General features: G+C 68.7%; 12 protein-coding genes. All 12 read right to left on the bottom strand.

Features of this window, described 5'->3' with window-relative positions; genetic code table 11:
* Positions 1-156: 156 nt before the first annotated feature.
* The 12 genes from ABZ719_RS07515 to ABZ719_RS07460 all read right to left on the bottom strand — a co-directional run bounded on the left by ABZ719_RS07515 (position 157) and on the right by ABZ719_RS07460 (position 15996).
* Positions 157-663 carry a hypothetical protein gene (locus tag ABZ719_RS07515; protein ID WP_366724273.1) on the bottom strand — a complete coding sequence of 169 codons (507 nt, stop codon included), beginning with the start codon at positions 661-663 and terminating at the stop codon, positions 157-159.
* 160 nt (positions 664-823) lie between these two features.
* Entirely contained in the window at positions 824-2647 is a 1824-nt protein-coding gene (locus tag ABZ719_RS07510) for an alpha/beta hydrolase (protein ID WP_366724272.1), read from the bottom strand.
* 9 nt (positions 2648-2656) lie between these two features.
* A complete protein-coding gene (locus ABZ719_RS07505; RefSeq protein WP_366724271.1) occupies positions 2657-3118 on the bottom strand; it encodes a hypothetical protein in 462 nt (153 codons plus the stop codon).
* A gap of 201 nt (positions 3119-3319) precedes the next feature.
* Positions 3320-4624 (bottom strand): type VII secretion-associated serine protease mycosin, encoded by a 1305-nt coding sequence (mycP, locus tag ABZ719_RS07500; protein WP_366724270.1) that lies wholly within the window; start codon positions 4622-4624, stop codon positions 3320-3322.
* Positions 4625-4652: 28 nt separating this feature from the next.
* Positions 4653-6290: a hypothetical protein gene (locus ABZ719_RS07495; protein WP_366724269.1), complete on the bottom strand. Its 1638-nt coding sequence runs from the start codon at positions 6288-6290 to the stop codon at positions 4653-4655.
* Positions 6290-6820, bottom strand: coding sequence for a hypothetical protein (locus ABZ719_RS07490; RefSeq protein WP_366724268.1), 531 nt, complete (start codon positions 6818-6820; stop codon positions 6290-6292). The genes ABZ719_RS07495 and ABZ719_RS07490 overlap by 1 nt, the downstream gene beginning before the upstream one ends.
* A gap of 614 nt (positions 6821-7434) precedes the next feature.
* On the bottom strand, positions 7435-9384 hold the full coding sequence (locus ABZ719_RS07485) for a TIGR03960 family B12-binding radical SAM protein (protein WP_366724267.1): 1950 nt from the start codon (positions 9382-9384) through the stop codon (positions 7435-7437).
* Positions 9385-9553: 169 nt separating this feature from the next.
* Positions 9554-10753 (bottom strand): rod shape-determining protein RodA, encoded by a 1200-nt coding sequence (gene rodA, locus ABZ719_RS07480; protein ID WP_366724266.1) that lies wholly within the window; start codon positions 10751-10753, stop codon positions 9554-9556.
* On the bottom strand, positions 10750-13023 hold the full coding sequence (mrdA, locus tag ABZ719_RS07475; protein ID WP_366724265.1) for a penicillin-binding protein 2: 2274 nt from the start codon (positions 13021-13023) through the stop codon (positions 10750-10752). The genes rodA and mrdA overlap by 4 nt, the downstream gene beginning before the upstream one ends.
* 83 nt (positions 13024-13106) lie before the next feature.
* Positions 13107-13781: a rod shape-determining protein MreD gene (gene mreD / locus ABZ719_RS07470; RefSeq protein ID WP_366724264.1), complete on the bottom strand. Its 675-nt coding sequence runs from the start codon at positions 13779-13781 to the stop codon at positions 13107-13109.
* Between the two features lie 17 nt (positions 13782-13798).
* A complete protein-coding gene (mreC, locus tag ABZ719_RS07465) occupies positions 13799-14812 on the bottom strand; it encodes a rod shape-determining protein MreC (protein ID WP_366724263.1) in 1014 nt (337 codons plus the stop codon).
* 164 nt (positions 14813-14976) lie between these two features.
* Positions 14977-15996 (bottom strand): rod shape-determining protein, encoded by a 1020-nt coding sequence (locus ABZ719_RS07460; protein WP_037854464.1) that lies wholly within the window; start codon positions 15994-15996, stop codon positions 14977-14979.
* Positions 15997-16294 lie beyond the last annotated feature (298 nt).

The following is a 16294-nucleotide window of genomic DNA, read 5'->3' as shown; positions in this document are numbered from 1 at the left end:
GTCGTAGACGGACCACGGGTGATGGATCGAGTAGTACTCCTTCATGTCCGGGTCGACGGCGTCACAAATATTGACCGCGACGCTGGGATCAGTAACCTTTCCCTTTACGCCCATCCAGTCCGGCTAGAAGTGGGCGCGCTTCACCGCAAATCCCAGTCAGAAATGATCGACCGTCTGACCGTCAGGCACCTGGTAGCAACCCGACGTGACGTTGATACCCAGACTCGGCGTCGCGTCTTTGGAGTACTCGACGATCCATACGCTGACCTTCTTCGAGTCGTTGTCCGCGATCAGGTTGAGTGCCTTGTTGGGGCTGTTGTCGTGGTAGACGTCTTTGATGACCCAGCCACCCGTATTGAGCTTCTTCTTGAGGTTCTCCATGGCGGTGTCGAGTTCCTCAGCCTTCGTCGGAGCGAAGTTCCAGGGGTGGTAGACCACGAAGTGGGTCTTCGGATCCTTGCCCTCGCACTGCTTGACACCGGGCCCAGGCTCGGATGCCTTGCCGGGAACGCCGGTGAAGTCGTAGATCTGGCTGGAGACGTCCTTCACGGTGGCCACCGCATCGTCGGTGCTGGAGGTCCCCGCAGCGGGAAGCCCACCACTCGACGTCTCGGACTTATTGGGCTTGGCGCTGGGGGAGTTGGTGCCGCTGTTGTCAGTCATACCGCATCCGCTAAGGAGAAGTCCGGTCAGCGCGAGCGCCAGAGAGGCACCGCCCAGGCGACGCCTGGAAGTAGGAGGTAGTACGTGGAGCATGACCTTCCTAATGTGCTCTTCGAGGGGTCAGAGAGGGCGGCGTTTCACGATGTGATCGGAGCGGGGGTCACTGCGGTGCGGTGACGTAGCCGTACTTGCCGACGACGACCAGCGCCTGGTTCTTCAGCGAAGTAGTGCCGTGGTTCCAGTATTCGCTGTGCCCATGCGAGCCGACTGTGCCTGCGGGTCCGCTGCCCTCGGGTTGCGTGTTCATCTGGTTCGCGCCGAAGTTGGGGTCGCTGGGGATGATGAACGTGCCGCCACCGACTTTCCACTCGGTACCGCCGTGGCCCCACCGACCGATGTCGGGCACAAGGTCGCCTGGGGCTTCCTCGTTCCACACGTGCCCATGCGGTGCGTCCATCTCGTCCGCCGAGCCGACCTTGACGCCAGGACTTCCGGCGAGGATCACGTCATTGGCGCTGAGGTGGCCGGTCTGGGCGGCAGCTCCGATGAGTGTGGTGCCGTACGAGTGGCCAATGGCAGTTCGGTGTGGCTCACCGGGGCCGGTGTGCGACACATCGAGTCCGTCCATGAACTGCCGGTAGGCAGGGGCTCCGTCGTAGGCGTAGTGCTCGAACGGGGAGTCCTTGACGATGTCCTGCGGGGCGTCGTAGCCGAGCCAGGTGATGGTCGAGACCGAGGAACCCGGTGCCGCCTCGTTCGTCTGGCGCCACAGTTCGGTCATGTGGTCGATGTTGCCACCGATCCCGCCCAGGTTGGAAGTCGTGCCTGGCACGAAGACCGCCTGGTTCTGCGCCGTGTCCGGGTTGCCGGTGGCGATAATCGCGCGGCCGTTGCCCTCCGCACTGAAGCCGAGGACGTACGCCGGCGGCAGCCCTTCCTTCCCCGTGCCGTCGATCCGGTTCTGGATCGCCTCCATGCCCTTGAGGGATGACTTGAGGTGGCGGTACTCGTCACCGTACTTGGAGTTCCACTCGATCCATTCGGTGGTGTGGACCTTGGACGCGTATCCGCCCGAGCTGATCCACTTCCATTCGTCTTCGGGTGGTTCCGGGATGCTGTTCAACCTGGCCTGGTATGCAGCCTGTTGTTCGTCGAGCACGGTCCGGTTTGCCTCGTCTCGGGTCTCGGCGGGCAGACCGTCCAACTTGCCCACGAGGTCGGGGTACGTGGAAATGTAGGCCTCTCGTTCCTCGAGGGTGAGGCCCTTCCACCAGTCGGCGTTCTGCTGGGGAGTTCCGTGGTCGGGCGGAGGCTTGATGCTGTCGAGGTAGTCGCCGGCGGCCTTGGTCACTCCTTGTGCGTCAGAGTGAGCGTCTCTCCAGTCGCGGTCGGAGACGGTGAGGTCGTCATCGGCCTTCAACGCTCGGAGCTTCGGTGCCCATTTGCCATCCGCCTCCGTCGCCTCCTTCAGGGCCGCGGTGATACGGTCCGCGATGACCTGGGCCTCGGCGTGATGCGGGTTGGGATCGAAGTTCGCAGACTGGCGTTCCACTGCCTGGGCTGTCGGATCGGTGGCGCCACTGATCGATCCGCCCTGGGATGGTTCCTTGTCATCACCTGCGGACGGGCCGGCGGGGTAGGTGACGCTGCCGTCCGGGTTGACGGTGAACTTCTTCGCCTCCGCATCGTCCAGCGCGGACAGCAGCTTTTTGCGCGCGGAGTCCATGTCGTAGGCGAACCCGTTGAGCGCCACGCTGGCCAGGCTGCACTCGATCTGGGTGTAGTGGAAGTTGGCCGACAGCTTCTTCAACTCCCCGATCGCGGCCTTCAGCGCCTCGCCGTGCAGCGACTTGTTCATTCCGGCGATGATCACGTTGTCGATCTCGTCCTTGGCCGCGCCGGCCATGTCGCTGGTCTCGCGGTAGCCGTCAGCTGCCTGCTCGAACTCGGACGGGTTGAGGTTCTTGAGTGTGGCGAGGTCCATTTCCGTCCATCACCGTCCCGAGCCGTCGCTGCCGAGGGCGGGCGTATCGGCGTACTTGAGGTCGACGTTACCGAACGCCGCCCGGACGCCCTCGTCCGTGAGGAGCAGGTCATGCCCGACCTGCTGAAGAACCTCTTTGACGCCACCACACCGCTCGTTCACGGACTTCACGTAGCGAGCCCAGGAGCCGTACACCTCTTGCTGCGCGCCGACGGTCAGACATCCCGCAGAGTCACCAAGGCCCTTCTGGCCATCGGACAGCTTGGTCAGAGCCTTGCCGATCTCGTCGCGCAGCCCGCCCACCCCTTCGCCCGCCTTGTTCCAGGCGGCCTTGGTGGACTTAAGTCCCTTGGTGACGCTGCTCGTGACACTCCCGCCGCCGGGGTCAGCGACGCGGTCAAGGTGGACCTTTTCCGGCCCGCCTCGCGCAGCAGCGTCTGCCTTGAGCTGTTCCCACTCGTCCCATGCCATGGGCGTTTCCCTCCCCGCTACCCGGTCTCCTACTGGGTAGCTCCTCGGCTCAGCCCGCAGTTCCCGTTTCCCATCGTTGGTGCCCACGCTAGGAGTTGCCGGCTGTACAGTGCGTCCGCGCGATCACTCAAATCCGAGCCTGAGTATCTGGACCTAGACCGCCACGCCGACACCGACACGCGGGCCAGGCCGGGCCATGGCTCAATACGGCCGGTGCTGGTCCTGCGGATTCCTGCTGGTCGGGCCGTATGACGGCGAAGGTCCGTAGGGCGCCGGTGAAGGTGCGACCTGTCCGGTTCCAGCCGTGCGCTTCCGGCGCCGCATCGCAGCGAAACCCGCGGCCGCGCCGGCGACGATCACGGCACCTGCACCGGCAGCCACCCAGGTCCCCGTGCTCGAAGACGAGTCATTCCTGGCTCCGGCGGCTTGGTGCTCCTTGCTGTCCCCGTACCCGGTCGACGGCGACACCGACGGCGCTGCGGACGCCCTCACCGGAAAGTCCGGCAGCGGGTACTGATCGGCCGGGCCCGGGTTGCCCGGGTCGGTCAGGGCGATGCGGGGGCGAACGATGCCGTAGCCGATCGAGTCCGTACGCTTCGAGCCGTCCACCGGGGCGCCGATGGTGTTCAGCATGACCCGCAAGACCTGGTTGTTCGTCCAGGTCGGGTGAGCGGACCAGATCAGAGCGGCGCTCGCCGACGCCATCGCCGTGGCATCACTGGTGCCGTGTGACGTGCACAGACCGGTTCTGCCTCCGCAGGCCTCGACCATGTCCTCGCCCGGGGCGGCCATGTCGACCTGCGGCCCGAACTCGGACTCGGCCGTCTTCTTGAGGTTCTTCCCGATGGCCGCAACACCGACAGCGCCCGGAGTCGCCGCCGGGTACATCACCGGGTTGCCCTTGTCTCCGGCGTTGCCGACACCGGCGAAGACCAAGGCTCCCTTGTCCAGTGCATACTTCACCGCACTGGTCAGCTCCGTTCCGCCGACGGTGGACGCCTGGGAGATGTTGATGACCTTCGCACCGTGGTCGGTGGCGTACCGGATTCCCGTGGCCATCGCCGTGGCGAACTCCTTGTCCGCCACGGCCGGATCGAGCTTCTCGACACGTGGCAGGCGGACGGGGAGGATCTTGGTCCCGGGTGCGAGACCGAACGCCCCGTGCCCGCCGGCACGTGCTCCGGTAGCAGCGATGAAGCCGGCCATGCTGGTGCCGTGGCCTTCGTAGTCGGTGTGCTCGTCACCACGTTCGGTGCCGGCCATGTCCTTGCCAGGCAGGATCCGGCCCGCCAGGTCGGGATGGTCCGCGTTCACCCCGGTGTCGAGGACCGCGACGGTGATGCCCTGGCCCGTGCTGGTCTTCCACATCTGCTCGGCCTTCATCGCGTCCAGGAACCACTGCTGGCCGCGCACCGACTCGGCATGGGCGGGCAGCGCTGCCGCGCCCACGAGCAGCATTCCTGCAGCGGTGGTGAGTGCCGCGCGGCGGGCGATGAAGCTGGGCATGTGAAGCGGTCCGTTCCCTGCGAGACGGTCAGTCGACAGTGGGAGGCACGATACGGCGCCTGTCGGGCAACCAGGTCTCCTCGTCCTCGGCGACGAATCCGGGACGCTGATCGCGGCGTTCCTTGTTGCGGCGCTTCTTGCCGTCACGCTGCGGAGTGCGGAGGCCGCCCGCGATCCCGTCACGCGATGCCGCCGTGCCCGGGACGGCACGCTCACCGGAAGCTGTACGGGCCGTGCGCTGGGCGGGAGGAGCCCCCATGACACCCCGCCCGGGAGCGGCAGTGCTGCCCGCAGGCGTCTGTCCACGGGGCGTTGCTGCCCCTGCGAAGCCTTCGTTGCCCACGACGCCTCTTCCGGTGCCAGGGCGGGGCACAGATCCGGGACATCCCCCTGGCGTCGAGCCGGTCATGCTGCGGCCTTCCGCTCGGCCGCCGGACATGCTGCGCCCCATGGTGGCCTGTCCCTCGGGTTCGCCACCGACGACGATGCCCCGATACGGCATCGCCCTGCCCGTGGGCGGCTGCGAGGGGCGGCCGCCCACGATCCCCCGAGCGCCCGGAGTGCGTCCGTACTGCGCCGATGCGGTCGCGTGACCGGCGCCAGGAGCGGTACGTCCGTCCTCAAAGCCGGGCATGCCCGTCCGAGGGCGTGCGGTTCCCTGCCCCGGTGTGGGCGGACGGGTGGTACCGATGGTGCGGCCTTGTCCAGGGGGCTGCGACGGACGGGAAGGCAGCTTCGCCCCCGAGAGCGTACCGGTGCGTCCCGTCGCCGGGCCGGTCATCGGCGGCACCGGCACGCTTGGCGTGCTCGGGCCGGACGTGGCCGGGCTGTGCGTGGGAAGCGGCGCAACACTTGTCGCGGTCGGCGTGTGCGTGGTGGGGAGAATCGCCGTCGAATCGATCCCTGTGTGCGGAACACTGGCGGGATCCGCGTGCAGAGTGCCGCCTGCAGACACCCCACCAGCATGACCCGTCACTGTGCCCTGCGGCGCATGGTCCGGCGTCCCCTCGGACGCAATGCCGGCATCGCCTGTGACTCCTGCGCTGGACACCGCATCAGACGGAGCCGACCCAGTAGCGGTCCCCGGGAAGGCCGTGTCCTTGCCAGATCCGATGCTCTTGGAGCCCTTCGGTACGATCGCGGCCGGTGGCGGCGGGATCGCCGGCTCCCCCAGCGCCGCGATCTGTTCCGCCGACTGCTGGTACGCCTGCCCCAGCTTCGTCATCTCGTCCGCGGTCTGCTGGCGCACCTGCTCCTTCTGCGCGGTCGCCATCGCCAGGATGCCCGCCGAATCAGGGTCGTGTGGCGCCGCCTTCGCCGCATCGATGTTCGCCTGGGCCCCACCGTCGTCACGGGGTACCGACGCCTTCGCACGGGCGATCGCGTCCGCGGCGTGCGACAGGTACATGCCCGAATCGTTGGCGTAGTCCGCGACCCGCAGCGTGGCGTTGGCGAAGTCTCCACTCCACGTGCGGAAGGAGTCGGCGCCCTGTCCCTTCCACTCCACATACTGCGGACGGGTCTTGAGTTCACCGGCGATCTTCTCGATCTCCTTGGCAGCCGCGAGGAACTTGTCCGCCCCAGCCTGCAGGTCATTGGCGTTCGCCTCATCGAGCCACGCCAGCATCTCCTCATGGGACATGTCCTCGAACGGATCGGCGCCCATCAGATGCCACCCGCAGTCTCGGCGTCCGGCGCCTCCGCTGAGGACTTCCGACCGCCCGGCCCGCCACTGTGCTCGCCCGCCTGGTGGGGCAGATCAGGCGTGTACTCAGCGCCGAAGTTCTTCTTCGCCTCCGCGTGGATGGCGTTGAGCCGGTCACGGACATCCGCATCCACGTTCTCGTATCCCTGGTGCGAGGCGAGCACCGCGAGCCCCATGCCCTCGATCGAGTCAGAGACCAGCCTGGACAGCTCCTCCAGCGACTCGACCACAGTGGCGTGCGCGGTGTGCAGCCTGTCAGCCGGATGCCACACCCCTGCCCCGCCGCCGTAGCTGGCCCGGGTCGGCTGGTCCATGCCCACCTGATGCGCGCTGGCCGGCGACTGCTTGAGGTCTTGGACGAGCTGGTCGATGCGCTTTTGGAACTTCGTGAACGACGTCAGCTCCGTCATCAGGTCCTGAGCGGCACCTGCGGCGTCCTTCACCGCGTCGAAAGCCCCCGACGCCCATGAGCTGCTGTCCCCCGTGGGCACATGGCCTCCTCAGACACATCCCGTGGCCTGCAAGCCAACTACCGTGACTGTATTGGCGTCCTGCACCAAGGCGCCTGAGTACCGGTACTCAGGCGCCTCACCACGCAGGAATTGACGCGAAGCCAACCCGTGGCGGCCGACCAAGCTCGGTGGGCCCGCCCCGCGCCGCACCCCCCGCGCATGCCCCACAAGGGCAGGCCGATCCTCCACGACCTGAAGCGCGGAGGAACATGCCCCAGAGGCATCAGGCCGCGGCTATCGGCACCGTTACCGAGACCACGCCGATCACGCGGCCAGCACCACCCGCGCAAACGACGTGCACACCCGTCACAAGCCCGCGTATCCCGTGCGGCGACGTGGGCGTCAGTCGTTGTGGTGCGCTCGCCGTCTCGGTTGCCGGTCAGCCCAGTCAGTTCCCCCCGAGCCACAGTCCACCGCCCGTTTCACTTCCGCCTGGGGGAAAAGAAGCGGCCTCAACGGCCGAGAGGCGTCCGGGACCCTCGTCCGGACGCCTCTCGTCACCTGGACCCACTCGGCCGCAGAGACAATGCCCTCAGCCCGCCGGGGAGCCGGGAGCGGCGTGCGCCTCTCGGGCCGCTCCCGGCCGCCCCTGATCAGTGCGTGTGCCCGCTCCCCGCCGGCTGCTTCACGCTCAGCGGCAGCAGTTTCCGGCCCGTCGGGCCGATCTGGATGGACGTGTCCATCGCCGGGCACACCCCGCAGTCGAAGCACGGCGTCCACCGGCAGTCCTCGACCTCCGTCTCGTCGAGGGCGTCCTGCCAGTCCTCCCAGAGCCAGTCCTTGTCCAGACCGGAGTCCAGGTGGTCCCAGGGCAGGACCTCCTCGTAGGAGCGCTCACGGGTGGTGTACCAGTCGACGTCGACGCCGAAGGGGGCGAGCGCCTTGTCCGCGCAGGCCATCCAGCGGTCGTAGGAGAAGTGCTCGCGCCAGCCGTCGAAGCGGCCGCCGTCCTCGTAGACCGCGCGGATCACCGCGCCGATGCGGCGGTCGCCGCGGGAGAGCAGGCCCTCGACGATGCCGGGCTTGCCGTCGTGGTAGCGGAAGCCGATGGAGCGGCCGTACTTCTTGTCGCCGCGGATCTTGTCGCGCAGCTTGGCCAGGCGGGCGTCGGTCTCCTCGGCCGACAGCTGCGGGGCCCACTGGAAGGGGGTGTGCGGCTTGGGGACGAAACCGCCGATGGAGACCGTGCAGCGGATGTCGCCCGAGCCGGAGACCTCGCGGCCCTTGGCGATGACGCGGGTGGCCATGTCGGCGATCTGCAGGACGTCGTCGTCGGTCTCGGTGGGCAGGCCGCACATGAAGTACAGCTTGACCTGGCGCCAGCCGTTGCCGTAGGCGGTGGCGACGGTGCGGATCAGGTCGTCCTCGGAGACCATCTTGTTGATGACCTTGCGCATCCGCTCCGAGCCGCCCTCGGGGGCGAAGGTCAGGCCCGAGCGGCGGCCGTTGCGGGTCAGCTCGTTGGCCAGGTCCACGTTGAAGGCGTCGACGCGGGTGGAGGGCAGCGAGAGACCGATCTTGTCGTCCTCGTAGCGGTCGGCGAGGCCCTTGGCGATGTCACCGATCTCGCTGTGGTCCGCGGAGGAGAGCGACAGCAGGCCGACCTCCTCGAAGCCGGTCGCCTTCAGGCCCTGCTCGACCATGTCGCCGATGCCGGTGATGGAGCGCTCGCGCACCGGACGGGTGATCATGCCGGCCTGGCAGAAGCGGCAGCCGCGCGTGCAGCCGCGGAAGATCTCCACCGACATCCGCTCGTGGACGGTCTCCGCGAGCGGGACGAGGGGCTGCTTGGGGTAGGGCCACTCGTCCAGGTCCATCACGGTGTGCTTGGACACGCGCCACGGCACGCCGGACCTGTTGGGGACGACGCGGGCGATACGGCCGTCGGGGAGGTACTCGACGTCGTAGAAGCCGGGGACGTACACCCCGCCGGTCTTGGCCAGGCGGAAGAGGAGTTCCTCACGGCCGCCGGGGCGGCCCTCGGCCTTCCAGGCGCGGACGATCTCGGTGACCTCCAGGACCGCCTGCTCTCCGTCGCCGATGACCGCGCAGTCGATGAAGTCGGCGATCGGCTCGGGGTTGAAGGCGGCGTGGCCGCCGGCCATGACGATCGGGTCGTCGACCGTGCGGTCCTTGGCCTCCAGGGGAATGCCGGCCAGGTCCAGGGCCGTGAGCATGTTGGTGTAGCCCAGCTCCGTGGAGAAGGACAGGCCGAACACGTCGAAGGCCTTCACCGGGCGGTGGCTGTCCACCGTGAACTGCGGGACGCCGTGCTCCCGCATCAGCGCCTCCAGGTCGGGCCACACGCTGTAGGTGCGCTCGGCGAGGACGCCCTCCCGCTCGTTGAGCACCTCGTAGAGGATCATGACGCCCTGGTTGGGCAGGCCGACCTCGTAGGCGTCCGGGTACATGAGCGCCCACCGGACGTCGCACTCGTCCCAGCTCTTGACGGTGGAGTTGAGCTCGCCGCCCACGTACTGGATCGGCTTCTGCACATGCGGGAGCAAGGCTTCGAGCTGCGGGAAAACCGACTCGACGGTCATCGCGGGGAACCTTCGTGAGCTGACAGGGGGACCCTCAAGCCTAACCCGGCCGAGGGACTGCCCCGAACGGCCGCGGTACGGACCCGGCCCGGCGCCCGGCCGCGGTACGGGCCGGCCCGGCGGCGGCCCGCGACGGGGCCGGCGCCGGGCCGGGTCCGGTGTCCGTGCGCTACGCCGACATGGGCCGCTGCACCCTGATCGACTGCAGCAGGCCCACCGCCACCCATACCGCGAACATGGACGAGCCGCCGTAGGAGACGAACGGCAGGGGCAGGCCGGTGACCGGCATGATGCCGAGCGTCATGCCGATGTTCTCGAAGGCCTGGAAGGCGAACCAGGCGACGATCCCGGCGGCGACGACGGTGCCGTACAGCTCGGTGGTCTCGCGGGCGATGCGGCAGGCGCGCCACAGGACGACGCCGAGCAGCACGATGATCAGGCCCGCGCCGGCGAAGCCCAGCTCCTCCCCCGCGACCGTGAAGACGAAGTCGGTCTGCTGTTCGGGGACGAACTGGCCGGTGGTCTGCGAGCCGTGGAAGAGGCCCGCGCCGGTGAGGCCGCCGGAGCCGATGGCGATACGGGCCTGGTTGGTGTTGTAGCCGACGCCGGACGGGTCGAGGCTGGGGTTGGCGAAGGCCGCGAACCGGTTGATCTGGTACTCGTCGAGGATGTGCAGCTGCCAGATGGCGATGCAGCCGACCGCGCCGGTGGCGAGCAGGCCGAACACCCAGCGGTTGGAGGCGCCGGAGGCGAGCAGCACGCCCAGGATGATGGCCACCAGGACCAGGACCGTGCCGAGGTCGGGCATGAGCAGCACGATCAGGATCGGCACGGCGGCCAGGCCCAGGGACTGCAGGACGGTGCGGTGGTCGGGGTACTCCTTGTCGCCCGCGTCCACCCGCGCGGCCAGCATCATCGCCATCCCCAGGATGATCGTGATCTTCACGAACTCCGAGGGCTGGATGGAGAAGCCGCCGCCGAGCACGATCCAGTTGCGGCTGCCGTTGATCGTGGCGCCGAGCGGGGTGAGCACCAGCAGGATGCCGAAGAGCGAGGCGCCGTAGAGGATCGGGACCGCGCTGCGCAGCGTGCGGTGGCCCAGCCAGACCGTGCCGATCATCAGGGCGAACCCGATGCCGGTGTTGAGCAGGTTGCGGATCAGGAAGTAGTACGGGTCGCCCTGGTTGATCTCGGTGCGGTTGCGGGTGGCCGAGAAGACCAGGGCGGTGCCGATGCCGGAGAGCGCGAGCGCCGACAGCAGTATCGGCCAGTCCAGGCGGCGGATCACCGAGTCACGGGCGAGGAGCCGGGTCCAGCCGGCCCGCTGGGGCCCGTAGCCGGGGACGGAGAAGTTGTTCGCGCCGGTCATGCGCCGGTCCTCCGGCTTCCCCTGCTTCCCCGGCGGCGCGGGCGCCTGCGGGTGTCACGGTTGCCCGTGGAGGTGTTGGTGGTCGCCGGTGTCTGCTGGCCGTCGGGGGCGGTGGTGGAGCCCTGCTCGGCGACCTGCTTGGCGATCTTCTCCTGGTCCTTGGCCGGGTCGCCGGGGATCTTCGGGGCGGGGATGGTGCCGTCGGGCTGGATCTTCGGCAGGCTCGTCTGCGGGGTGGGCAGCAGGGCCTTGCGGTTGTCGACGGAGCCGTCGGCCTGCACGCCGTACAGGGCGCTGTAGATGTTGCGCACGGCCTCACCGGAGGCGCCGGAGCCGGTACCGGCCTGGGCGATGGTCATGATGACCGTGTAGTCCTTGGTGTAGGTGGCGAGCCAGGACGTGGTCTGCTTGCCGTAGACCTCGGCGGTACCGGTCTTGGCGTGCAGCGGGATCTTGTCCTGCGGCCAGCCGTTGAACTTCCACGCGGCGGTACCGCGCGTGGCGACGCCGGCGAGCGCCTGGTCCATCATGTCGCGGGTGGCCTTGGTGATGGGCAGCCTGCCGTGCGCCTGGGGCTTGATCTCGGTGACGTGCTTGCCGTCGGGGCTGATGACGGCCTTGCCGATGGTCGGGGTGTACATGGTGCCGCCGTTGGAGATCGCGCCGTAGATCACGGCCTCCTGGATCGGGGTGAGCAGGGTGTCGCCCTGGCCGATGGAGTAGTTGATCTCGTCACCCTCGCGCATCTTGTTGCCTTCGAGGCAGTTCTCGTAGGCGATCTTCTCGACGTAGGTGCCGTTCTTCTTGCCGGACTTGCACCAGGCGTCCTTGTTGGCCTCCCAGTAGCGCTGCTTCCACTGGCGGTCGGGGACGCGGCCGGTGACCTCGTTGGGCAGGTCGATGCCGGTCTCCTTGCCGAGGCCGAACTGGTGGGCGGTCTTGAAGAACCAGTCCTTGGGCTTGCCCTTCTTCGGGTTGATCCCGCCGTCCTTCTTCCACTCGCTGTCCGCGAGGCCGTAGAAGACGGTGTCGCAGGAGACCTCGAGGGCGCGGCCGAGGGTGATGTTCCCGAAGTTCTCGCCCTCGAAGTTCTTGAAGGTCTGGCCGCCGACCGAGTACGAGCTGGTGCACGGGTAGGCGCCGTTGAAGTCGTAGCCGGCCTGCACCGCGGCGGCCGTGGAGACCACCTTGAAGGTCGAGCCGGGCGCGGACTGACCCTGTATGGCGCGGTTCAGCAGCGGGTAGTCGGAGTTCTTCCCGGTGAGCTTGGCGTAGTCCTTGGCGGAGATGCCGCCGACCCAGACGTTGGGGTCGTACGTCGGCGCGGACGCCATGGCGACGACCCGGCCGGTCTTGGCCTCCATGACGACGACGGCGCCGGAATCGGCCTTGTAGTTGGTGCCGGTGATGCTGTCGTACTGCCGGCGGGCGGCCTTCATGGCCTTGTCCAGCTCGTACTCGGAGACCCGCTGGACGCGCGCGTCGATGCTGGTGACCAGGTTCGAACCGGGCTCGGCCGCGTCCGACTTGGCCTTGCCGATGACCCGGCCGAGGTTGTCGACCTCGTAGCGGGTGACGCCGGCCTTGCCGCGCAGCTCCTTGTCGTACTGCCGCTCCAGGCCGGAGCGGCCGACCATGTCGGAGCGCAGATAGGGCGAGGAGGTGTCCTTGGCCCGCTGGATCTCGTCGTCGGTGACGGGCGAGAGGTAGCCGAGGACCTGCGCGGTGTTGGACTTGCCGGGGCCCGCGTAGCGGCGCACCGCCTCGGGCTCGGCGGTGATGCCGGGGAAGTCCTCGGCGCGCTCGCGGATCTGCAGGGCCTGCTTGGGCGTGGCCTCGTCGGTGAGCGGGATGGGCTGGTAGGGCGAACCGTTCCAGCAGGGCTGCGGGGTCTTGGCGTCGCACAGCCGGACCTTCTGCTGGATCTCCTGCGGGTCCATGCCGAGGACGCCGGCGAGCTTGGTGAGGACCGCCTTGCCGTCGTCCTTCTGCTTGAGCAGGTCGGTGCGGGAGGCGGAGACCACCAGGCGGGTCTCGTTGTCGGCGAGCGGCACGCCGCGGGCGTCCAGGATGGAGCCGCGCGTGGCGGGCTGGACGACCTGCTGGACGTGGTTGCCGGACGCCTCCTTCTGGTAGTGGGCGCCCTCGCGGATCTGGAGGTACCACAGCCGGCCGCCGAGGGTGCCGAGCAGGGAGAGGACGAGGATCTGGATGACGACGAGCCGGGTCTGGACCCGTGGGGTCCGGCCGGTCTCGGGAATGTTGGTCACTGGTGCTGCCTCCCCCTCTCAGTGTGCGGACGCGTCGTGGCCGGCGCGGGCGTGGGACCCGCCGCCGTTCAACCGCCGTGCTGTCACAGGCGCTTGACCCCCTTGATGCGGCCCACCCGGGCGGTGCGGGTGCGGGCCTTCGTCTTCAGACCGCCGAGCGCGCCGCGCTGGCCGCCGATGCGCAGTCCGGTGCCGGAGGAGAGCCAGCCCGAGGAGATGTCGGACTTCTTGGCCGAACCGGCCTCGGCGAGCGGGTCGTTCTCGGCGCGCCGGGCCAGCGCCATGATGCCGGGGACCACGAACGGCGCGAGCAGCAGGTCGTAGACGGCGGCGCTGATGAGCAGGCCGGGCAGGCCGACGTGGCGGGCGGCGGTGTCGCCGACGAGGGCGCCGACCCCGGCGTACAGCAGGGTGGAGCCGATGGCGGCGGCGACCACCACGGCCATCGGGCCGGTGGCCGACCTGACCTGGCCGGTCTCGGGCTTGATGAGTCCGGCGAGGTAGCCGATGACGCACAGCACGAGGGCGTAGCGCCCGGCGGCGTGGTCGGCGGGCGGGGCGAGGTCGGCGAGGAGGCCGGCGCCGAAGCCGACGAGGCAGCCGCCGACGTGGCCGTAGACCATGGCCAGGCCGAGCACGGTGAGCAGCAGCAGGTCGGGGACGGCACCGGGCAGGTGCAGCCGCGCCAGGACGCTCACCTGGATCACCAGGGCGACGACGACCAGCACGGTGGAGAGCAGGATCCGGTTGAGACGCATGGGGACTTTTCTCGCTCCTACTGCTGCTGGCCGTCGGTGGACTGCGCGTCGGGCTCACCGGTACCGCCGGTGTCGGGCAGGCCCGTGGTGCCGTCCCCGGAGCGGCCGGCGGTGTTCGCGTCGGCGGAGGGGGTGACGGTCACGGTGACGGTGGGCGTCGGGGTCGGCTTGGGCTTGGGCGGCAGGACCGTGTCACGCGGGTCCTTCTTCGGGGCCTGGACGACGACGCCGACGACGTCGAGCTTGCTGAAGCCGACGTACGGGGTGACGTAGACGGTGCGGGTCAGGTCGCCGCCGGAGGGGTCGACGCGGGAGACCACACCGACCGGGACGCCGGGCACGAACGGCTTGTCGGACTGCGAGCCGAAGGTGATGAGCCGGTCGCCCTTCTTCACCCCCGCCTTGCCGTTGAGGAGCTGGACGCGCATCGGGCGGTCGCCCTGGCCGGAGGCGAAGCCGAGTTCGTCGCTGCCCTCCATGCGGGTGCCGACGGTGAAGTCGGGGTCGTTGGCGAGCAGGACGGTCGCCGAGTCGGGGCCGACGGTGGTGACGCGGCCGACGAGTCCGTCGCCGTTGAGGACGGTCATGTCGCGGCGGATGCCGTCGTTCGAGCCGGCGTCGATGGTGATGGTCCAGGAGAAGCCCTGCGCGGCTCCTATGGCGATGACCTGGGCGCCCTTGATGCCGTACTGGCCCTGGCCGGCCAGCTTCAGCATCCTGTCGAGCTGGCCCAGGCGGCTGCGGGTGCGGTCGTCGCTGCCGAGCTTGGCCTTGAGCGCCGCGTTCTCCTTCTCCAGCGCGGCGAGCCGGTCGTGGCGGTCGCCGGAGTCGCGGACCGCGGAGACCGCGTTGCCGACCGGGTCCACCGCCCCCGACACGCCGTTCTCGATCGGGCCGAAGACGGTGGCGGCGGCGCGCCGGGCGCCGTCCACCGGGGAGTTCTCCCCGCCGCGGATGTCCACCGTGATCAGCGCGAACGCTACGGCGATCAGCAGCACCAGGAGCAGCCGGCTCTCTTTCGTGTCCCTCACGTGCGGCGGCCGTGCCCTTCCTCGTAGGAATTCGGGTGGCCCCTGGAGAACGCCGGTGGCGAAGCGCGCACCCGAGGGGCCCGTTTGTGGGAGCTTATGCCTCTATATCAACGATCCGCCGTACGAGAGGAGATCATCTCGTACGGCGGAATCGAAAAGCTGCGTCATCGGCGCGGCTGGGCGTCCAGGACCTGCTGCAGCGCCTCGAACTCCTCGACGCACTTGCCGGAGCCGAGCGCCACGCTGTCCAGCGGGTCCTCGGCGATGTGGATCGGCATGCCGGTCTCCCGGCGCAGCCGCTCGTCCAGGCCGCGCAGCAGCGCCCCGCCGCCGGTCAGCACGATGCCCCGGTCCATGATGTCGCCGGACAGCTCCGGCGGGCACTTGTCGAGGGTCGTCTTGACGGCGTCGACGATCGCGTTGACCGGTTCCTCGATCGCCTTGCGGACCTCGGCGGCCGAGATGACGACGGTCTTGGGCAGGCCGGAGACGAGGTCCCGGCCGCGGATCTCGGTGTGCTCGTCGGCGTCGAGTTCGTACGCGGAACCGATCGTGATCTTGATCTGCTCGGCCGTGCGCTCGCCCAGCAGAAGGCTGTACTCCTTCTTGACGTGCTGGATGATCGCGTTGTCCAGTTCGTCGCCCGCGACGCGGATGGACTGGGCGGTGACGATGCCGCCGAGCGAGATGACCGCGACCTCCGTGGTGCCGCCGCCGATGTCCACCACCATGTTGCCCGTGGCCTCGTGGACCGGCAGGCCGGAGCCGATGGCCGCGGCCATGGGCTCCTCGATGATGTGCACCTGGCGGGCGCCGGCCTGCGAGGAGGCCTCGATGACGGCGCGGCGCTCGACGCCGGTGATGCCGGAGGGCACGCAGACCACGACCCGCGGACGAGCCAGGTAGCGCCGCTTGTGGATCTTCAGGATGAAGTAGCGGAGCATGCGCTCGGTGATCTCGAAGTCCGCGATGACGCCGTCCTTGAGCGGGCGCACGGCGACGATGTTGCCGGGCGTGCGCCCGATCATCTTCTTCGCCTCGGCGCCGACCGCGAGGATGCCACCGGTGTTCGTGTTGATCGCGACGACGGACGGCTCGTTGAGTACGATCCCGCGACCCCTGACGTACACCAGCGTGTTGGCGGTCCCGAGGTCGACAGCCATGTCACGGCCGATGAACGACATTGAGTTCCCCATCAGGATTCGTCTGGCCTTCCCTGAGAGCTTTTGAGGGCATTTCAGGTACGGCGAGGTGGGTGCTGTGACGTGAAGGCTTCCATCGTAAACGCGCCTGCACGAACACTGCGCGAGGGTCTTCGCCATTGTCAGCAGATGGCGTACCGCCTCGCTTGTGGAGACGGCCCATCGGGGGCACGCGTTCCCCCGATCGGCACCGCGTATGCCGGTGGGCGGCCGGATGCGGACGGCCGCCCAGGTCAGGCGGTCAGATGAACTGACGGTACGTCAGAAAGGGTGAGCGGGG

Source organism: Streptomyces sp. NPDC006743 (assembly GCF_040703815.1).
GTDB lineage: Bacteria > Actinomycetota > Actinomycetes > Streptomycetales > Streptomycetaceae > Streptomyces.
Note: the sequence above shows the minus strand (reverse complement) of the source record. Positions and strands in the feature narration are given on the sequence as shown.